This is a genomic window from Cryobacterium sp. PH31-L1 (assembly GCF_030063145.1).
Classification (GTDB): Bacteria; Actinomycetota; Actinomycetes; order Actinomycetales; family Microbacteriaceae; genus Cryobacterium.
Map to the genome: position 1 here is coordinate 196,614 of NZ_JASISM010000005.1, position 20,058 is coordinate 216,671.

At 66.4% G+C, this 20,058-nt stretch carries 15 protein-coding genes and 1 pseudogene; 6 read left to right on the top strand and 10 right to left on the bottom strand.

What is annotated here, in order from left to right:
* Positions 1 to 191: 191 nt before the first annotated feature.
* The 6 genes from fdhD to QMF22_RS11855 form a co-directional block, all read right to left on the bottom strand.
* Positions 192 to 1,040 carry a formate dehydrogenase accessory sulfurtransferase FdhD gene (fdhD, locus tag QMF22_RS11830; RefSeq protein WP_283453785.1) on the bottom strand — a complete coding sequence of 283 codons (849 nt, stop codon included), beginning with the start codon at positions 1,038 to 1,040 and terminating at the stop codon, positions 192 to 194.
* Between the two features lie 283 nt (positions 1,041 to 1,323).
* Positions 1,324 to 2,442 carry a GTP 3',8-cyclase MoaA gene (gene moaA / locus QMF22_RS11835; protein ID WP_283453787.1) on the bottom strand — a complete coding sequence of 373 codons (1,119 nt, stop codon included), beginning with the start codon at positions 2,440 to 2,442 and terminating at the stop codon, positions 1,324 to 1,326.
* A gap of 139 nt (positions 2,443 to 2,581) precedes the next feature.
* Positions 2,582 to 3,799: a formaldehyde dehydrogenase, glutathione-independent gene (gene fdhA / locus QMF22_RS11840; RefSeq protein WP_283453789.1), complete on the bottom strand. Its 1,218-nt coding sequence runs from the start codon at positions 3,797 to 3,799 to the stop codon at positions 2,582 to 2,584.
* 149 nt (positions 3,800 to 3,948) lie between these two features.
* A complete protein-coding gene (locus QMF22_RS11845; protein ID WP_502846947.1) occupies positions 3,949 to 6,048 on the bottom strand; it encodes a PhoX family protein in 2,100 nt (699 codons plus the stop codon).
* A 109-nt stretch (positions 6,049 to 6,157) separates the two neighbouring features.
* On the bottom strand, positions 6,158 to 6,466 hold the full coding sequence (locus QMF22_RS11850; RefSeq protein ID WP_283453791.1) for a GntT/GntP/DsdX family permease: 309 nt from the start codon (positions 6,464 to 6,466) through the stop codon (positions 6,158 to 6,160).
* Positions 6,460 to 7,668, bottom strand: coding sequence for a glycerate kinase (locus tag QMF22_RS11855; protein ID WP_283453793.1), 1,209 nt, complete (start codon positions 7,666 to 7,668; stop codon positions 6,460 to 6,462). Before QMF22_RS11855 ends, QMF22_RS11850 begins: the two co-directional genes overlap by 7 nt.
* Positions 7,669 to 7,734: 66 nt before the next feature.
* Here QMF22_RS11855 and QMF22_RS11860 point away from each other — a divergent pair, with 66 nt between their 5' ends.
* A complete protein-coding gene (locus QMF22_RS11860) occupies positions 7,735 to 7,905 on the top strand; it encodes a hypothetical protein (protein WP_283453795.1) in 171 nt (56 codons plus the stop codon).
* 13 nt (positions 7,906 to 7,918) lie between these two features.
* Here QMF22_RS11860 and QMF22_RS17515 read toward each other — a convergent pair.
* Positions 7,919 to 8,275: pseudogene (locus QMF22_RS17515) on the bottom strand (sugar diacid recognition domain-containing protein); the annotation flags it as partial.
* A gap of 222 nt (positions 8,276 to 8,497) precedes the next feature.
* Here QMF22_RS17515 and QMF22_RS11870 point away from each other — a divergent pair.
* Positions 8,498 to 8,770: a hypothetical protein gene (locus tag QMF22_RS11870; protein WP_283453799.1), complete on the top strand. Its 273-nt coding sequence runs from the start codon at positions 8,498 to 8,500 to the stop codon at positions 8,768 to 8,770.
* Positions 8,767 to 12,258, top strand: a complete 3,492-nt coding sequence (locus tag QMF22_RS11875) for a DNA polymerase III subunit alpha (protein WP_283453801.1) — start codon at positions 8,767 to 8,769, stop codon at positions 12,256 to 12,258. Before QMF22_RS11870 ends, QMF22_RS11875 begins: the two co-directional genes overlap by 4 nt.
* 73 nt (positions 12,259 to 12,331) lie before the next feature.
* On the opposite strand, the gene QMF22_RS11880 is transcribed toward QMF22_RS11875, so the two are convergent.
* A complete protein-coding gene (locus tag QMF22_RS11880; RefSeq protein ID WP_283453803.1) occupies positions 12,332 to 14,599 on the bottom strand; it encodes a transglycosylase domain-containing protein in 2,268 nt (755 codons plus the stop codon).
* A gap of 175 nt (positions 14,600 to 14,774) precedes the next feature.
* Here QMF22_RS11880 and QMF22_RS11885 point away from each other — a divergent pair, with 175 nt between their 5' ends.
* Positions 14,775 to 15,869 carry a carboxylate-amine ligase gene (locus QMF22_RS11885; RefSeq protein ID WP_283453805.1) on the top strand — a complete coding sequence of 365 codons (1,095 nt, stop codon included), beginning with the start codon at positions 14,775 to 14,777 and terminating at the stop codon, positions 15,867 to 15,869.
* Here the strand turns inward: QMF22_RS11885 and QMF22_RS11890 are convergent.
* Together QMF22_RS11890 and QMF22_RS11895 are read right to left on the bottom strand one after the other, a co-directional pair.
* Complete coding sequence (locus tag QMF22_RS11890; RefSeq protein WP_283453807.1) at positions 15,866 to 17,968, bottom strand: YhgE/Pip domain-containing protein; 2,103 nt, start codon at positions 17,966 to 17,968, stop codon at positions 15,866 to 15,868. The genes QMF22_RS11885 and QMF22_RS11890 overlap by 4 nt on opposite strands.
* A gap of 3 nt (positions 17,969 to 17,971) precedes the next feature.
* Positions 17,972 to 18,838, bottom strand: coding sequence for a hypothetical protein (locus QMF22_RS11895; protein WP_283453810.1), 867 nt, complete (start codon positions 18,836 to 18,838; stop codon positions 17,972 to 17,974).
* Between the two features lie 147 nt (positions 18,839 to 18,985).
* Between QMF22_RS11895 and QMF22_RS11900 the strand changes: the two genes are divergently transcribed.
* Positions 18,986 to 19,708 carry a TetR/AcrR family transcriptional regulator gene (locus tag QMF22_RS11900; RefSeq protein ID WP_283453812.1) on the top strand — a complete coding sequence of 241 codons (723 nt, stop codon included), beginning with the start codon at positions 18,986 to 18,988 and terminating at the stop codon, positions 19,706 to 19,708.
* A gap of 143 nt (positions 19,709 to 19,851) precedes the next feature.
* Positions 19,852 to 20,058: a PKD domain-containing protein gene (locus QMF22_RS11905; protein WP_283453814.1), complete on the top strand. Its 207-nt coding sequence runs from the start codon at positions 19,852 to 19,854 to the stop codon at positions 20,056 to 20,058.

A 20,058-nucleotide genomic window follows, 5' to 3' on the forward strand; every position in this document is an offset into this window, starting at 1 on the left:
AGCCAGTACGCAGGAGTTCGGGCTCCTGCGCTCTCCTCGTAGAGCACCCTGCGCGGGACCTGAGCCAGTACGCGGGAGTTGCGGCCCGGCCAGAGCTCCCGCGCCACACGCCAAGCTGGAGTTGAGCCAGTGCGCTCGAGTTGCGCCTCCCGCGCAGCGGCGCAGCTCCGGCGAACCGTCAGAGCGCAGGCCTAGGCGGCCTGCTCGTTCCGGCTCACGATGCGGTCGCCGCCGGCATAGATGACCATGGAGTCGCCGCGGAGAAAACCGACCAGGGTCATGCCCACCTCAGCGGCGAACTCAGCGGCGAGTGATGACGGCGCGGAGACCGCCGCAAGCACCGGAATGCCCGCCATCAGGGCTTTCTGGGTGAGTTCGAAGCTCGCCCGGCTCGACACCATGAGCACGGTGCCGGTCAGCGGCAGCCGGTTCTCCTTGACCGCCCAGCCGATGACTTTATCGACGGCGTTGTGCCGGCCGACGTCTTCGCGCAGCACGAGCAGCGCGCCGGTCGCAGCATCGAACAGGCCGGCCGCATGGATGCCGCCGGTCTTCTCGAACACGTTCTGCCCGGCCCGCAGCCGGTCGGGGAAGGTCGTGAGCAGTTCGGCATCCACTCGTGCCGGGTCATCCGCTATGGCGAAGGACGACTTCGTGCGCACGGCGTCGATGCTCTCCTTGCCGCACAGGCCGCAGGAGCTCGTCGTGATCAGGGACCGTTCCAGGCTCGGTGCCGGCGGTGTGACCCCGGGTCCGAGGGTGACGTCGAGCACATTGTAGGTGTTGACACCGTCTTCGGTGGCGCCGGCACAGTAGCGGGCGGTGTTGAAGTCGTCACCCTTGGTGATGACGCCCTCGGACACCAGAAAGCCGGCAGCGAGGTCGATGTCGTTACCCGGGGTGCGCATCGTCACGGCGAGGCGGCGGCCGTTCACTCGAAGTTCCAGTGGTTCCTCGACCGCGAGCAGGTCCTCGCCGGCCAGGGTTGGCTTGCCGACCGTGAGCCGGGTGATTTTACGTCGCGCGGTGATTCTGCTCATGCTGAAAGTCTGCCACGGGTCGGTGCTGGGAGTGGCGTTCGCCACCGCGGATTTCTCGCCTCACGGCGGCCGGAGTCATCGATTTTCCGCTCTCCAGCGTCAACCGAACCATCTCAGCTCTGTACTCCGGGGTTACACCCCCAGCCTTGCGTTCTTTCCGTGCCATATTCGCAATCCAATCAGAGGTTATGAAGAACCACTGACCGGAAACCACGGGTCACCGCAAGCAGAATCGCTCGGCGTGTCGTAGTTCTACCGGCATAGCCTGCACGGGGGCCGCGGTTCAGCCGCCGATGTAGCTCATTTCGATCTTTTTCGCACCGGATGCCCGCAGCTCGCTGGTCTTCGCGCTGCGCAACTGCGAGTACCGGTCGGTGCGCTCCCGCCAGAGGTGCGCCATGACGGTGGAGAGCTCTTCGTCGGAGCAGCCGCCGCGCATGAGTGCGCGCAGGTCGTGGCCCTCGGTGGCGAACAGGCAGGTGAACAGTTTGCCGTCGGTCGACACCCGGGCGCGCGAGCAGGTCTGACAGAAGTTCTGGGTGACGCTCGAGATGACGCCGATCTCGCCGCCGCCATCTTGGTAGCGCCAGCGGCGGGAGGTCTCACCGCTGTAGTTCGGGGCCACCTCCGTGAGCGGCAGCTCGGCGTGGATGCGAGCGATGACGTCTTTCGACGGCACGACAGCGCCCATCTCCCAGCCGTTGCTCGTTCCGACGTCCATAAACTCGATGAATCGAAGAATGTACGGGGTGTCTTTGAAGTGCCGGGCCATGGCGACGATGTCCTGATCGTTCTTGCCGCGCTGCACGACCATGTTGACCTTGATCGGGCCGAGACCGACTGCCTCGGCCACGTCGATACCGTGCAGCACCTTGGCGACCGGAAACTTCACGTCGTTCATGGTTCGAAACGTGGTGTCGTCGAGTGAGTCGAGCGACACCGTGACGCGCCCCAGGCCGGCATCCTTGAGCGCCTGCGCTTTCAGGGCCAGCGCCGACCCGTTGGTGGTGAGAGCGATGTCGATCTCGCCGCCGGAGGGGGTACGCAGCTCGGCCAGCATTGCGATGAGTTCCTCGAGACCCTTGCGCAGAAGCGGTTCACCGCCGGTCAGGCGAATCTTCTCGACGCCGTGCGCGACCGCGATGCGGGCGAGACGGGTCAGTTCTTCGAAGCTGAGCAGTTCGTCGTGTTCCATGAACGCGAAGTCTCGCCCGAAGATCTCCTTGGGCATGCAGTACACGCAGCGAAAGTTGCAGCGGTCGGTGACGCTCAGACGCAGGTCGTGCAGCGGCCGGTTCAGCCGGTCGGTGACCAGCCCGGTGGGGGCCTCGAGCTTCACCGGAATATCGGCCCGCTCTCGGAAGAAGCGCGGAACTGGTTCTGAAACGTCGGCGCCGGTCATGTATCCACCCTAATCCTCGTGCCCCCGCCCGGCATGCCCAGAACACCGGTAATAAGCGGATGCCCAGCGCCGTTACAGAGATGGCCCGGGCCGGGAGAATTCCCGGGCCGGGCCATCCGCTGGTCTGGTGCGCTCCGACCTAGCCCTTGACGTAACCGTTGGGGTTCAGCACGTACTTCGTCGCCGCACCGGCGTCGAATTCGGCGTAACCACGCGGGGCGTCTTCGAGGCTGACGGCCTTGGCGTTGACGGCCTTGGCGATCTGCACCTTGTCGTGCAGGATCGCCATCATCAGCTGGCGGTTGTACTTCATCACCGGGCACTGTCCGGTGGTGAAGGACAGCGACTTGGCCCAGCCGAGGCCCAGCCGTATCGACAGCGAACCGACCTGGGCGGCCTTGTCCTTGGCGCCCGGGTCACCCGTGACGTACAGGCCCGGAATTCCGAGGGCTCCACCGGCCGCGGTGATCGTCATGAGCGAGTTCAGCACGGTGGCCGGAGCCTCGTGGTCGGCGTCCTTACCGTGGCCGCGCGCCTCGAAACCGACGGCGTCCACGCCGGCGTCAACCTCGGGTACGCCGAGGATCTGCTCGATCTGCTCCCCCGGCTCCCCCTTGCTGAGGTCGATGGTCTCGCAGCCGAAGCTGCGGGCCTGCGCGAGACGTTCGGCGTTCATGTCGCCGACGATGACGACGGCCGCGCCGAGCAGTTGGGCCGAGACGGCGGCCGCGAGGCCCACCGGACCGGCACCCGCCACGTAAACGGTCGATCCGACGCCGGCACCGGCCGTGTAGGCCCCGTGGAATCCGGTCGGGAAGATGTCGGACAGCATGGTGAGGTCCATGATCTTCTCGAGCGCCTGGTCCCGGTCGGGGAACTTCAGCAGGTTCCAGTCGGCGTAGGGCACCAGCACGTACTCGGCCTGGCCGCCCACCCAGCCGCCCATGTCGACGTAGCCGTATGCACTGCCCGGGCGGTCAGGGTTGACGTTGAGGCAGATGCCGGTCTTGCGTTCCTTACAGTTGCGGCAGCGGCCACAGCTGATGTTGAACGGTACCGACACGATGTCGCCGACCTTAATGAATTCCACGTCGGGGCCGGCTTCGACCACTTCGCCGGTGATTTCGTGACCCAGCACCAGGTTGCTCGGTGCGGTCGTGCGCCCACGCACCATGTGCTGGTCGGAGCCGCAGATGTTGGTGGTCACGGTCTTAAGAATGACACCGTGGGGTACCTTGCGGCCGACGTTGGCCGGGTTGACGCCCGGTCCGTCTTTGAGTTCAAACGTGGGGTAATCGATGTCGATGACCTCGACGACTCCCGCGCTCTTGTAGGCAACTGCTCTGTTCCCCGTCATGAACTACCTTCCTCATTGATCTTCGCGGGCACGATCGGAGGACCTGACCCACAGTGGATGATTGCTGCTGATTTTTTGACTGCAGCCCTTTCACTCCACCACGGATCACAGAAAATACAATCAGCAAATTCCCAGTTCGCGAGAGCGGGTCAGGGCTTCCACACCTGCACAATGGATGGCCGTGGTCCGGCCCACGCGCCGGCCGGCGCAGCAGCGCCCAGGGGCACGTAATCCGGGAACCGGCTGGCCTGGGCCGCCCAGCTGCCGTTCTCCCCCGGATGCTGCACCGCCACGTAGACCATCGACTGTTCAGAGCGAATGACCGGCCCGCAGGTCTCGGCCTGCCGCGGCACCGAGAGGAACTGTTGCACCCGCCCGCGCTCGGGACCGGTGAGCGGAACTTTGAACAGGCCGTCACAGAAGCCGATCGTGCTCGGGGCGCCGTCGGTGGAGATCCACAGGTTTCCCTCGGCGTCGAAGGCCACGTTGTCCGGGCAGGAGATGGGCGAGACCTTCTCGCTCGGGAAGCCCGCGAAGTAGGTGCTCGAATTCGTCTTCGGATCGCCGCAGACGAGCAGCAGATTCCAGCCGAAGGTCACCGCGGTGGCGTCGGAGCCGGTCTCGGTGATCTCGACGATGTGGCCGTCCCGGTTCATCGTGCGCGGATTGGGTTCGGTGGCGCCCTCCTTGCCCGGCAGTCCACGATCGGTGTTGTTGGTGCAAGCGACGTAGATCTTGCCGGTCACCGGACTCGGTTCGACGTCCTCGCAGCGGTCCATTTTGGTGGCGCCGACGGCATCGGCTACCAGACGGGTGTTCACGAGCGCGTCGTCGGTACTGAAGCCGGGCACCTGGCAGATGCCGTCGATGACGAGAGCCACCCACTGGCCGGTGCCGTCGAACTGGCCGTCGGCGGGCAGCTGGCCGGTGCCGGTGATCTCCCCGGCCGGCGAGTTGCCGGTGAACCGGGCCACATAGAGCGAGCCTCGGGTGAGCAGGGCCTTGTTGTGCACGCGGGCCTTCGGACTCTTCTTCTTGTCGAACCGGTCGTGGGAGACGAACTTGTAGAGGTAGTCGAAGCGTTCGTCGTCGCCCATGTACGCGGCGACATGGCCGGTCTTTCCCACGATCACGTTGGCGCCCTCGTGCTTGAACCGGCCGAGCGCGGTGTGCTTGACCGGGGGCTCGTTCGGGGCCTCCGGGTCGATCTCCACGATCCAGCCGAACCGGTTGGGCTCGTTCTCGTTGCCGGCGACGGTGGCGTCGAAGCGGTCATCGACCCGTTCCCAGAGCCGGCCGGTGGGGCGGTCGGCCAGGCCGTACCGGGCATCCGCTGGGCTGGTGCCCGGCGTGCGGAAATACCCGTTGAAGTTCTCCTCGCCGGAGAGCACGGTGCCCCAGGGGGTGGTGCCGCCGGCGCAGTTGCCGAGGGTGCCGAGCACGGTGCGGCCGGTCGGGTCTGCCCTGGTCTTCAGCAAGTCGCTGCCGGCGGCCGGTCCGGTGATGGTGAACGGGGTGCTCGCGGTGATGCGGCGGTTGAGGCGGTCGCCGACGCGGTAGGTCCAGGGTTGCCCGGCGCGCTTTCGTTCGAGGGCGACCACGGACATGCCGTGGGCCATCATCGCGACGCGACGCTGATCATCCGCTTCGGCCGAAGTTGTGGCTGGCGCGAACATGATGCCCTCGTTGGTGTACTCGTGGTTGGTGACGAGAATTCCGTTTCGCCCCTTGTGATCCTCGAGAATGTCAAGGTAGTCGTTGTTGTAGCCGAACTGGAGCGCCTGCGACGCGGCGCTCTGGTGGGCTGGGTCGAACCGATCGGTGGCGGCGAACAACGGGTCGCCCCAGCGGATGATCGGGTTCCAGGAATACCCCGACGGTACCGAGAAGGCATCGACGGCCGCCGGAACCGGCGCGATCGGCGTGAACGAGAGGCCGCCGCCGGCCGGACCGCCCGGTGCCGCCAGCGCGGGAGTCGTCTGGCCAACCCCCAGCACGATCGCCGCTGCGCCGACGCCAACGCCCGCGAGCAGGGAACGACGGCTCAGTGCCGCTCCGACGATGTCGCGAAAATAGTCGTTCGTACTCTCATTGGGCACCGGGTGAAAGCAGGCATCTGCACACTTGAGGTGACAGGTGACCGCACTGCGCTTACCGAGCGTATGGCCATCCATCGGCAGCAGAGGGATCAGCGGCCGGTCACGATCGGTGACGCTCAAACGGAGATCCTTGGCTTCACGATTCAACATGCGGGCACTCCTCATGGTTTTGTGAGCCCCGAACTGGGGGCAGAACCACCCTCCCGCCGCCCGGTGACTGGACGGTGAACCGAATATGAACGCTCGGTGCCGATCAGTGTTACAGGACGATGAGCCCGATCACCCAGACGGCGGCGAAACCGGCGACGCCCTGGATTGCGGTGGCGGCGCCGGTGCGCTCGAGGATCACACCAATGATGGTGCCGAACAGAATGATCAGACCGATGTTACCGAGGGTGGCCCCGAAGGCCCCGGTCATGGTCGGGGCGATCGTGTCGACCGGCAGACCCAACGCGAAACCACCGACCAGCGCCCCAGCGAGCAGCGCCAGGAATGGGTTGATTTTCAGCTTCGCGGTGGCGAAGACGATGGCGGCGACGAGAGCCACCAGGATGGCGATGCTCAGCATTGAGACGGCCCTTCTATTTCAGGGTGGAAATAATGGGTCTGGAGAACGAGGGAAACGACCTGCGCTGTGGTCTCGCGTACGCGTTCGGCCGCGTGTTCTTGCAGGTCGTCTAGGGCCACCGGGCCACCGGCGATCGAGAATGCGGCAGTGATACCGGATGCTGCGGTGTCGGCCGGCGAGAGCGCCACCCGCCCGGCGATGACGACGACCGGGCATCCGGTCGGCGCCAGACGTGCCACGGCCACGGCGACCTTGCCGCCGAGCGATTGAGAGTCGAAGCTGCCTTCACCGGTGAGTACGAGGTCGGCGCTGGCCATCTTGTCGGACAGGCCCACGGCATCCGCTACCAGAGTGGAACCGGGTACCAGCTCGGCGTGGAGCAACGGCACGAGGGTGGCCGGCATGCCGCCAGCCGCTCCTGCGCCGGGCCGGCCCTGCATGTTCTCGCCGGTTTCAGCGAGCACGATGGCGGCGAGATGGGCTAAGCCAGCGTCGAGCTCAACGACATCGTTGGGCTGTGCGCCCTTTTGCGGGCCGAACACGGCGGACGCGCCGTTCGGGCCGCAGAGCGGGTTGTTCACATCGACCGCGACGCGCCAACTGACCTCGCGGGCGCGCGGGTGCAGGCCGGTCAGATCGATAGCCGCAATCTCGGCCAAGCCGGCGCCGCCGGGCGCGACCGGTTTGCCGGCGGCGTCGAGAAAACGCGCGCCGAGCCCGGCGAGCAGGCCGGTTCCGCCGTCGGTGCTGGCGGAGCCACCGACGCAGAGCAGAATCTCGTCGACCCGCTGATCGAGTAGTTCCCGTGCGAGCAGGCCAACCCCGAAGGTGTCGGCGCGCTGGGGCTGGGGCGGGGCATCCGCTGTCAGGGGCAGGCCGTTGGATTCGGCCGCTTCGATGAGCCCGGTGCGGCCGTCGGCGGAGGTGGCATATCGAGCCCGTCGGCTGCGCCCGAGCGCGTCGACGGTGAGCATGGTGCGGGGCAGGACGCCCCAGACTGCGGCAATGGCATCGAGCGTTCCCTCGCCGCCGTCGGCCATCGGGCAGAGCGTGAGGTGAAGGTCGGGCCGACCGAGTGCAAGGCCGGCGTCGCGGGCACCCTCGGCCATGGCAGCGGCCGCTTCGGCCGCGCTGAGGCTTCCCTTGAACGAGTCCGGCGCGATGACTATGGTGAGCGGCTTCAGCGCCGGGCGATCGTGCATTGGTTCAGGCTAGAACACAACCAGACAGATATTCAGGTGGAATGACACCACATTTCTCTGCAATTCGTGGGCTATTCACTGTGCATCGTGCACATAGCGGGCGGCGACGGCTGCCAGTACGACGCGCATCCGCACGGCGGCATTGAACTGCCGGAGGTTGAGGCCGGTCAGGAGCTCGATGCGGTCGAGTCGCGGATTCTCGCCACGACGCGTTATCGCGCTGCCGCTCCTGGCTGAGCAGCATCTGAACGGTCAGCACGAGCACCTGCGCGACCGGCAGCACCTCGGCGGGGATCCCGGTGACCCCGACGACGGCCACGACCTGTCCGTCGACGATCAACGGAATATTCACTCCGGGCCGGGGTCCCTGATGCTCGTCGCCGGGAGCGATGTGCACCGCTTCCCCGCGAACAGCGGCATCCCGGGCGCCGTCATGCAGGGTGCCGATGCGGGCAGTATCCAGTGACCCGATGATCACCCCGCCCGCATCCATGATGTTGACGTTGTGCAGGAGGCTCGGCGCGACCTGCTCGACCAGGCGCTGGGCGAGCTCACGGGTGATCCTCGCGGTGCCGGGTGCACTGCCGGTCGGTATTTCGTCGGTCACTTAACCATGTAGATCGCAGGCTCCGGCTGTTTCACGAGCATCCGCCCATGGCGCATGTCGGTGGAGTGACATACACTTTTACCTAGAAGACATATTCGATAGCAGGTGATTTCGACGACATTTTGCTCGAACTCATTGTGGGAGTTTTTTAACCCTCGCTCATCAGGTTTTTACCATTATCGCCCACCCCGAGCCACCCGTCACGAGCCTAGGGAGCCCACCTTGCCCCACATTATTGACGCACCGGTCGACGTTGAGCTGTCCCCCGATGGCGACCCACGCGCGTTCATCTGGAATCGGTTCGAACACACCGTCATCGGTCAGCCGCAGGCCGTATTCAAACGCACCCGGTGGTGGGAAAACGAGGGAACCCCCACCCGCATCGACACCGAACTGTGGCGGCTCGATGCCTGCCGTGGCAGCGAAGAGCAGCACCGTTACGACCTGCGCCGCGGCACCGATGGGTCCTGGACTTTAGCATTGGACTGGGGATGAGTACTGCAGCAGGAGCCTTCGCACACCTGCACGTTGCGAGCGCCTACTCGACCCACTACGGGGTGACGCTTCCCGAAGCCCTGGCCGGGCAGGCGGCCGAGCAGGGCGCGAATTTTCTGGCTGTCACGGACCGTGACGGACTCTACGGCGCCGTCAAACACGTGCGCGCCTGCGTGGACGTCGGCATCCGCCCCGGGCTCGGCGCCGAACTCGCCGTGCACGACGACCAGTATCGCCCGCTCGGCCGAGTGGTCGTGCTCGCCCACGGCCAGACGGCGGGTAGAGGCTACGCCGCACTCTGCCGCGCGGTCAGTGCCGCCCACAGCACCGATCGAGACGCGCTTCAACACGGCGCCGCCAGCCACGGCGCACCCCAGAACAGCACAGCCCAGCACAGCACCGCACATGGCGCAGCTGCCGGCCCGAGCATTTCGCGCGCCCGCCTGGCCGATTTGGCCGGCTTGGCCTCCCTCACCGTGCTGCTCGGCCCCGATTCCGACGTCGGCCTCGCGATCGGTCGACGCGACAACACGGATGCCGCGGCGCGGCTCGCCCACTGGCAGCGCGCCCTGCCCGAAGGTGCCGTCGTGCTCGAGATCGTCTGCCACCTCGCCGAGAGCGGCACCATCGGCAGCGTGACCCCGGCCACCCGCCTGCTTGCCCTGGCCGAGAACGCCGGACTGCCCGCCGTGCTCAGCAATGCCGTGCGCTACGGCACCCCCGACGAAGCGGTCACCGCCGACCTCGCCGATGCCGCCCGCTTTCTGCTGCCGCTCGCCGAGCTCGAGACCCCGCAAACCAACGGCCAGGCCTGGCTCAAACCGGCCGGCGCGATGCGCCAGGTGGCGCGCATGGTCGTCGACGCCGGCCTGCACGACAACGGGGCACTCGAACGACTGCTGGGCGACACCGAGCAGCTCGCCGACCGCTGCAGCCTCGACCCCGTGAGCGATATCGGCCTCGGTCACCCGCGCATGCCGGAGGCGCGCATCATCGGCGTCACCGGTGACCCGGTCATCGAATTGTGGCGCCGCGCCCGAAGTGGCATCGCCGAGCTGTACTCCGCGAGCGGCTCACGCGCGGTCGAAGCGGCCCACCATCAGCTCGCCCATGAGATGAAGACGGTCGAACACTTAGGCTTTGCCAGCTACTTTCTCACCGTGTCGCGGGTGGCCGACATTATTCGCGGAATGGGCATCCGCATTCAGGCCCGCGGTTCGGGGGTCGGGTCGGTTCTCAACTATGCGCTGCACACCTCCTCGGTCGAGCCGATCGCGAACGGCCTGCTCTGGGAGCGTTTTCTCTCCCCCGAGCGCCAGACCCTGCCCGATATCGACATCGACGTCGAGTCAGCGAGGCGGCACGATATCTACCGCGAGGTCTTTCGCGCTTTCGGCAGCGACCGGGTCTCGCTCATGTCGATGACCAACGCCTACCGGGGCCGCGGCGCCGTGCGTGACGCCGGCCTCGCGCTCGGCCTGCCCGACGCCCAGATCAACGTGATCGCCAAACAGATGTGGCGGTTCAACGCCCGTGACTTTCGCCGCGCCCTCGAGGAAAAGCCCGAACTCGAGGCCCTTGCCACCGAGGTGCGCGAGTCGCAGCAACTCGATCTGCTGGTCGACCTCACCGCGAAACTCGACCGGCTCCCCCGGCATATCTCGGTGCACCCCTGCGGCGTGATCCTCTCCGACGCGAGCCTGCTCGACCGCACCCCGGTGCAGGCGAGCGGCATGGGCCTGCCCATGTCGCAGTACGACAAGCACGACATGGACCCGATGGGCCTGATCAAACTCGACATTCTCGGCGTGCGCATGCAGTCGGCCATGGCGCACGCTGTTGAAGAGCACCACCGGCTCACCGGCGAGAGAATCGACCTCGACCGGGTACCGCTCGACGATGCGAAAACGTTCGAGCTGATTCGTTCCACCCGCACCCTCGGCATCTTTCAAATCGAATCCCCCGGCCAGATGGAGCTCGTCGGCAAGCTGCAACCCGAGGTCTTCAACGACCTCACCGTGGAGATCTCGCTGTTTCGGCCCGGCCCGATGAAGAACAACATGCCGCTCAAATATTTGCAGGCCAGGCACGGCGAGGTCGCGCCCGACTACATCCACCCCCGCTTCGAGCCTATTCTGCGCGAAACGAAGGGCGTCGTGATCTTTCACGAACAGGTCATGCGGCTGTTCGACGAACTCACCGGCTGCGGCCTCGGCAAAGCGGATGTCTTTCGCCGCCACCTGGGGAAACCGGAGCAACTCCCCCAGATCGAGGAGTATCTGCGCGAGAAAGCGCTCGCCCGCGGCTTCAGCGAGAAAGTCATCGACCAGATCTGGACGGTGCTCGCAGGGTTCGGCAGTTTCGGCTTCGCCAAGGCGCACGGCGCCGCCTTCGCCTTGCCCACCTACCAGTCGGCCTGGCTGAAAACCCACCATCCGGCCGCCTTTCTGGCCGGGCTGCTCACCCACGACCCCGGCATGTGGCCGAAAGACCTCATCGTGGCCGAAGCCCGGGTGCTCGGGGTGCCGGTGCTCCCCCTCGACGTGCAATCGAGCGCGCTGGACTACCGCGTGGAAGATCTCGCCGACGGGAGTCAGGGCATCCGTTTGGCGCTGCCGGAACTGGTCGGCAGCACGGAAGGCGAGCGGGCGCGCATTGCGCAGCATCAGCCGTTCGGCTCGCTGCAGGACTTTCGTGACCGTGTGCACCCGCGGCGGCGCACGTTCGAGGCGCTGGCCCGGGTCGGCGCCCTCGACACGTTCATCGGTTACGACCGCACCCGGCGGCACGAACTGCTCGCGCATATCCAGTCGCTGCGTGGCACGGCCGTGGTCATCCGTGCCGATCAGCTCGCCTTCGAGGTGGAGTTGCCGGTGCCGCGCTACTCCGGCGACCGTGCGGGTACCATCACCTCGCTCGAGCTGCGCGGTCGAACCCAGACCGACCTGGAACTGCTCGATCTGAACCTGGCCATCGGGTCACACCAGATGAAGCGCTTTCACGCCCTGTTCAAGGAGCTGGGGGTGACGCCGGCGAGCGAGCTCGGCAACCTGCCCGGCGGCACCGAGGTGCTGCTCGCCGGGGTGCGGCGAGCCACGAACACGCCGCCGATGCGCGGCGGTCGCCGCGTGGTGTTCATCAGCCTCGACGATGGCACCGGCCCGGTCGCGAACGTCGTGTTTTTTCACGACGCGCAAGAAAGGGTCGGCGGGCAGGTGTTCCAGACCAATTACATGCTCGTGCGCGGTCGCACCCGGCGGTCCGGAGCGCGCGGCGTCTCTGTGACCGGGGAGAACCTGTGGAACCTGTTCGATGTAGCCCGCCAGGTGAAGGAGCGGCACGCCGTCGAACGTGCTGCCGCGGAGGAAGCGGCCAGCGCTGCCGCCTACGCGGCCGAACTTGCGGCGCATCCGGCGCTGCGCACACCGGCGCAGCAGTCGTCGGGCGGTGGCACCCTGCACCAGCTCACTGCGGCGCAGAGTGCCTAGCCAACGAGCGACCGGCCCCGCTGGCCGGGCGCTACTGGCCCGGGGCTACTGGCCCGGGGCTACTGGCCCGGGGCTACTGGCCCGGCGGCGGCGGCGCGTCCGGCGGGGCGGGTGCGGCCGGCGGAGCGACCGGCGCCACGACCGGCGGGGCCACGACCACGGGCGGCGGAATGTACTTCGGGGCGAGTTCGTCGAAGGCATCACCGCCGTACTTGGCGTTGACGACCGACATCACGACCGGCCACATGCGGTGCCGTGCCGTCGCGATCTGGTCACGCCCAAAGAACTGCCGCCGCTGGCTGAGTGCTCCCGTCACACTCACCACGGCGACTACCGTGGCCACCTTGGTGCTTGCGCCGCTCATCCAGGTATCCTTGGCGCCATCCGTCGTTCCGGTCTTGCCGATCATCGGTACATACGGCTTGGTGTTGGCATTCGATTGCTGCCCGGTGCCGCTCGTCATCACCCGGTGCATGGCGTAGGCCATGCCGGCGGCGACCGTCGAATCCACCGATTGCGTGCAGACCGACGGCGGCACTGCGATCTCCGCGCCGCCGCGGTCGACGATACGGTCGATGGCGATCGGCGAACAGGTGACGCCCTTATTGGCGATACCGGCGAAGGCGACGGCCATGGTCAGCGGCGCAACCTCATTGGTTCCGATCACGGTTGCTGCGGACTGCGACAGCGGGTTGCCGTCGGCCCGGTGTACCCCGAACGCCTCCGCAGTTTTGCGGATACCGCAGAGGTCGAGCCGCTTCGCCATGCCGATGAAGCCGGTGTTGATTGAGCCGACGGTGGCTTGCAGCGCACTGTAGTTGGCGCCGGATTCGTTGGCGTCATTGCGCGGGTTGAAGGGTGGTTTCTCCTTGTCGTAGTTCTGGGGTCCGAGGCAGCTGTCCTGAAAGGTTCCCCAGTTGGATTTGCGCCGGGAATCGACACGTTCGTTGAGCGAGTGGCCTTCCGTGAGCCAATCCGCCAGGGTGAAAACCTTGTAGGTCGATCCGGGTTGGAATCCACTTGAGCCGCCCTCGGCGTAGTCGGTGGCGTAGTTGATTCCGGTGTAGTTGGCGCCGGTCGCCTGCACCGTGGGGTCCTGGCTGTAGTCCTTGTTCTGAGTCATGGCGAGCACCCGGCCGGTGCCGACCTGCACGCTCGTGATCACCGCGCCCACGTCCCCGCCGGCGTAAACCTTGGGGACCTGCTGATTCATGGTGGTCACGGCCGCACCCTGCACGTCGAGGTCGAGGGTCGTGTACACGTCATAGCCGCCGCGTCGAAAATTGAGCATGCGGGTGGCCGCATCGGCGCCGAAGGTGGGATCGGTCTGCAAAATCTTGGTCACGTAGTCGCAGAAGAACGCGTTCGCCGCCGCTGTCTGGCAGCCCGTGCTCGGCTCGGTGATCACCGGTTCGACCGGCGCCGCCATGGCGGCGTCATAGTCGGCCTGAGAGATCTTTTTGTAGCGCAGCATCTCGCGCAAAATGTAGTCACGACGTTGTTTGTTGGCGGCGTAGCCGTTGGCGGCCCCGTTAGTCTCGCTCGCGGGCTTGTCGAGCTGAAACTTGACCGGGTTGTTGACGATGGCAACGAGACTCGCCGCCTGCGGCAGGGTGAGGTTGGCCGCGGTCGTGTTGAAGTAGTAGTTGGCGGCCGCCTCGATACCGTAGACGGTGCCGCCGAAGCCGGTGATATTAAAGTACTGCTGCAGGATGTCGTGCTTGCCGTACTTTTTTTCCACTCCGATGGCGAGCCGCATCTCCTTGAGTTTGCGGTCGGGCGTGGTCTCGGTCGCCGCCGTGTAGCACGCGTCGTGCGCCCGCTTGTCGGTGAGCACCTCGCACTTCTGCACGAGCACATTCTTCACGTACTGCTGCGTGATGGATGACCCGCCCTGGGTGTTCCCGCCGGCCACCGTCGTGGCCGTGGCGCGCAGGGTCCCCTGCAGATCGACCCCGCCGTGCTCGTAGAACCGCGGGTCTTCTCCCGACACCGCGGCATCCTTCACGAACTGGCTGATCGCATCCCACCCCACTTCGATGCGATTCTGGTCGTAGAACGAGGCGAGTAGTTCGGCGGTTCCGTCACTGCGGGTGGCGAAGATGTCGCTCTTCTGCGAGAGCGGTTCGATGTTGACGTAGCCCGGCAGGTTCTCGAACACGGAGATCGTGTTGGTGGCTGCGATGCCCGACAGTGCCACGACCGGAGTCACCGAGACGGTAACCAGAACCCCGGCAGCGGCGCTCATGGCGACGAATCCGAGCAGCCCGCCGAGAACACCGTGAAACGTGCGCCGCCACGATTGCGCCGCGCCGGTCGGAACCTCTGTTACCTGCACCACATTGACCCCCAGCTGAGTCCATCCAGTGCGAGAGCCCACGCCTGCACATCGGTTCGTAATTAAATGTCATGTTAGTCAGATGCGGGCGCTCGCGTGTTGGGCTGGCCGTCATGAGAATGTATCGGCTTGGTACCGGTTTGTGAGTAGTATCCGGTGAAAGTGCTGGAGGTGATGAATGCGAACGTTCGGCATCGAAGAGGAATTCATCTTTCTGAAGCCATCGACCTTGCAACCGGCGAACGTCGGCGACGAGGTGCACGCCGAACTCCTCGGCCGCTCCCCGGTGTCGCGGTTCGTCAGCCACGAGTTTCTCGCCTCGCAGATCGAGCGGTCGACGCCGGTGTTTGATCGCTTTGAACAGGCATCCGCTGATCTGCTCGCCTTTCGGTCCCGTCTGGCCCGCGCGGCCGTCAGTCGGGGGGTACTCGCCGCCGGTGTCGGCGCGCCGTTCCAGACCGAGGGCTGGCCCGAGGTGACCGATGTGGAGCGGTATCACACCGTCGAGACCGAGTTTCGCGGCTTGGTTCCCGACCACCTCATCAACGGGCTGCACGTGCACGTCGGCATTCCGAGCCGCGACGCCGGCGTCCAGGCGCTCAATCGGGTGCGCGTCTGGCTGCCGACGCTGCTCGCGCTGGCGGTGAATTCGCCGTTCTGGCACGGTGCCGATACCGGCTTCTCGAGCTGGCGGAGCGTGCACATGCGCCGTTGGTCCACGATCGGCTGCCCGCCGGTCTTCACGGATGCCGCCGATTACGATCGACGCATTCGCCGTCTGGTCGGCGTGGGCGGCACCTACGACCTGCGCACGATCTGGTGGAATGCCCGCCTGGCCGAGGACCATCCGACCGTGGAGATTCGGGTCTGCGACGCCCAGCTCGATGCGCCGTCCACCCTGCTGCTCGCCGCCCTGACCCGTGCGGTCATAACGACCGCGCTGCGCGACGGCGAAACGGATGTCGCCCCCATCGATATCGCGCCGGAACTGCTCGATGCTGGCCTGTGGCATGCCGCTCGCGAGGGCATGGAGTCGACCCTGCTGAACCCCGTGTCGGGAACTCTGGAGGGAGCATCCGCTGTCATTGAGGCGCTGCTACGCTACGCCGGCGATGCCATCGACGAGGGCGGCAATCGTGATCGAATTGTGGGGCTCCTCGCCCGGACGCGGCGGCTCGGCACTGGAGCCGAACGCCAGCGGGCCGCCATGAGGAACGGCGGGCAGCCGGCGCTGGCCGCGCTACTCACGCAAGCGCTGACAGCGCACGACTAGATCTTCAGCGACGGGTGAAGCTTGGCGATCGACCAGATCTTCTTCGAACGGCTCGCGAAGACCGAAACGGCGAACGCTCCGATTCCGAAAGCGATCAGGGCGAGAAGGTCAACCAGAATCGCGCTCGTGAAGCCCTCCGCGATGAGTCGCCGCACCCCGTCGACCGCGTAGGTCATCGGCAAGGCCGGGCTGATCCACTGGAAGAAGCCGGGCGACGTCTGTACCGGGTAGGTGCCTCCGGCCGAGGCCAACTGCAGGATCAGCAGTAACAGGGCCACCAGTCGTCCGCGACCGCCGAGCAGGGCGATCAGGCTGTGGTGAATAGCCGTGAACACGAGCGCGACGATCACCGTGAAGGCGGCGAGGGCCGCGAAATTGGCTGCCTCCAGCCCCACCAGAAAGTGCAGCACTGCGAGCAGCAGCCCGGCCTGCAGAAGCCCGAACAGCAGCCCGGGCGCGAGGCCGGTCAGCGCCACCCGCACCGGCCGGGCAGTGGATGCGACGGCCTGCGGCGACAGCGGACGGAACAGAAAGTACATGCCGATTCCGCCGACCCAGAGCGCGAGCGGAATGAAGTACGCCGCGATTCCCTCGCCGTAGAACCCCACGGCGTTCTCCCGCACGTGCTCGGCAGCGACCGGTTCAGAGGTGACGGCAGCCAATTCGCTGGCCTGCGCGCTGGTGTAGCTCGGCACCTGGGTAACGCCCGACTGCAGCGAGGTACTCAGGGTGTCGGCACCGGTCGCGAGCTGGTCGAGGCCGTCGGCGAGGGTGCTCGCCCCGGTGCTGGCCGTCGTCGCGCCGAAGGCAAGCGTGCTGGCGCCGGCCGCAGCGCTGTCGGCACCGGTGGCGAGCGAGGCTGCGCCGGCGGAGAGCGACGCCGCGCCGGTGGAAACGGATCGGGCTCCGGCCGAGACGTCAGACGCTCCCGTTGCGAGAGTTGCGGCGCTGTCGGCCAATGTGCCGATGCCGGTGACCAGCGGTGTCGCGCTCTGGTTCAGTGTGTAGGCGCCGGTCGCGACTGTCGCGGCGCCCGCCGCGAGGGTAGCGATCGATCCGCCGCCGGTGGCGAGGGCGGCGTTCAGTTGGGTCAGGGTCCAGTCGGGGTGCGCCGCGGTGAACGCGGCGACCGTGCCGAGGGTGGTGGAAACGGTCTGGGTACCGGCGGCCAGCTGGGCGGTCGCGCTGGGCAGCGTGCTCACGCTCGCGTCGAGGGTCGCTGCGCCCGTCGCTAGGGCTGCCGAACCGCTGGCGACCTGCGCCGCGCCGCCCGCAATGCTCGAGGCACCCGCGGCCAGGGTACCGGCGCCGGTGGCGAGGGTGTGGCTGCCCGCATCCACTTGGGAGACCCCACTCGCGAGCGTGGCAGCGCCGGCGGAGAGCGTGCCGAGACCGATCACGAGTTGCGCCGACCCGTCACTCGCGCTCGTGGCGCCGTCGCTGAGAGTCAGGGCACCGTCAGCCGCCAGCGCGAGGTCGTCGTGCACACTCGTAAAGCCGAGGTAGACGTTGTCGAGATAGGTCGCCGAGATTGAGGTCGACAGCTCGGTGCGAATGGCTGCGGTGACCGATTTCGTGACCTGGCCCACGATGAAGTTCGATGCGTCGTCGGTGTACACGCGCAGGCGGGCCTGCTCGGGGGCGAAAACGGATGCTGCGGTGCCGGTCGTCGTGGCGACTGAGTTCACAGCGCCGGGGTTCACAGCGGTCGAGGCCAGGGTGCTCGAGAAGTCGGCGGGAACGACGAGCACGGCGAAATTCTCGTTATCGGCGAGCGAGCTGCGGGCATCCGCTTCGCTGGTGGCACTGCTCCAGGTGAAGCCGGCACTGTCGCTGCCCACGAGGGAGTCGACCAGGGCGGCGCCGGCGTCGATGGTCTGCTCGGTGCCGTCGGTGCCGGTGACGTTCGCGGCCACGTCGTTGTCGACGATGACGGCGTGCAGTTTGCCGATGTTGCCGCTCGTATTCCAGTTGGCCGAGAGGTAGACGCCGCCGTAGATGGCGGGAACGGCAGCGATCATGAGCAGGGCCAGGATGGCCAGGCGAGATGACCGAAAACGGGACAGCTCGATGCTGGGCAATGAGAATGTCTTGGCCATGGTTCAGGCCTTCCGGGTGGGCGCGGTCAGGATTTCGGCGGTGCGAGTGCGGTCGGTGAGGGTGCGGCCGTACTCCAGATCGAGCAGGTACACCGGGCGCGCCGGCGCTGGGTGGACGTCGGCGTCGATGCGTTCGAGGATCTCGACGAGCTCCTTGGGATCCTGCCCGCTCGCCGCGATCGTGAGGTCGTGCCAGCCCGCCATGCGCAGAACGAGCAGTGCGGCCCAGGCGCGGGTGCGGTCATCCGTGTCGCGCAGGGTGTCGACGTCATCGACGATAAGCAGGCGTGGCCGGCCGATCAGAGCCACGACCACGCCGAGCACAGCGCGATCAAGTGGTTGCAGGTCGACGATGCGATCGGTGCCGGTCAGTCGCGGTAGGCCGGCGTGACTTTGCTCGAGGATTTCGCCGGCCCGCGCGTCGACCTGGCGCAGCAACGCGTTCACCCGAACCAAGCAGAGTGCCACCGTTTTCGCGCTGACCAGCGGTTTCCACCACGGTTGGCGCAGCACGAGGGCGGCCGCTATCTGGCGCTCCACCGTGAGATCGTCGTCGAGGCGGTTTACGATGGGCGTCTCGGCGAGGGCCGACAGGTGCCGCACCTGCCCGCCGCTCTGGCGCAGCGGATGCCCGAACACGGTCGCCGTTCCGGCGAACCCACGCAGGCGGCCGGCCAGAGCGAGCAGCAGGGCTGTCTTGCCCGAGGCGAACCGGCCCGACACGACGAAGAGTGCTCCGACCGGAATAGCGAGGTTCGTGGCGCCGATCACGGTCTGACGCCCATTGCGAATCGTGAAATTGCTCGCCTGGATGGCTAGGTCGATTTCAGGCGAGTCGATAGCGGGGGCCGAAGCGGAGTCGAGGGTCATGCAGAGTTCCATCCAACGTTGGGTTGTGCGGGGCGCGATGCCGCCGTAGTATTTTCAATACCGAGAGTATCCAATACCCAAAGTATTCACTTGTCAACAGCAATCCGAAAGGCACTCATGGACGAGAGGCCAGGCACGACACCCGAGATGGCATCAGGAACGGCTCCAGCTCCTGGCACCTCACCCGTTCACGCGGCCGACTCCGCGCTTGCACCCGAGGCGTCGCCCCATCTCGCACCAGCCTTGGCGCGCGACGTCCTGCCACCGGCTCGCAGGCGACCGCTACGCACCGACGTGCGGGCGGATATTCTGCGGGCGGCGACCGAGCAATTCTTCGAATCCGGCTACCTCGGAACCAAGCTCGTCGACGTGGCGACGCGGGCCGGGTACACCAAGGGCGCCGTCTACTCCAATTTCGGCTCCAAGCAAGCCCTATTCGGATCGATCCTGAATGAGCGCCTGGCTACCCTGCTCAGCGGGCGGCTCGCGACCATTCTCGGCGATGAAAGACGGCTCGACGACGCGGCGCTCGCCCGCATCGCCCGCCGTCTGGCCGAGACCCTGGTCGAAGACGGCCCCTGGCACCTGCTGCTCATGGAACTGGCCGTTCATGCGGCCCGCAACCCTCAGGCCGCCGATCTCTATCGCCAGAGTCGGCAGAGCGTGCGCCTCGCCCTCGGCGCGGTGATTCTGGAACGCGCCGACCAATTCGGCATCGACCCGGCTGACCACCGGGTGGACGTGCTCGCACCCCTCGTTATGTCGGCCACCAACATCCTGGCGCTCGAGCGCATTCTCGACCCGGACTACTTCACGAACGACGTGCAGTCGCGCATGATCGAGGCGCTCCTGGTGGGGACTCTGCGATAGTTTTTAGCGCAATTTGAGCCCCACCACCAGCCTGTGGAGAACTTCAACGGGATTGTAGCAATTCGGTCACCTGTGACCCCATGCGAAATGCGTCGCGCCGTCGCCCGCTCGGCGACGGACTCTAGCTCGGCCAGCCCGCTCAGGTGCTGTTCACGCCCGTCGGCTACCACTGGAACTACGGCGACGGCAGCACCATGTCGAGCCCCACCGGCGGAGCCAGCTGGGCAGACCTCGGCCTCACCGAATTCTCCACCGCCCCCACCAGCCACAAATACACAGCCAAGGGCACCTACACCGTCACCCTCACCGTCGACTACCGAGCCGACTACAGCTTCGGCGACCAAGGCTAA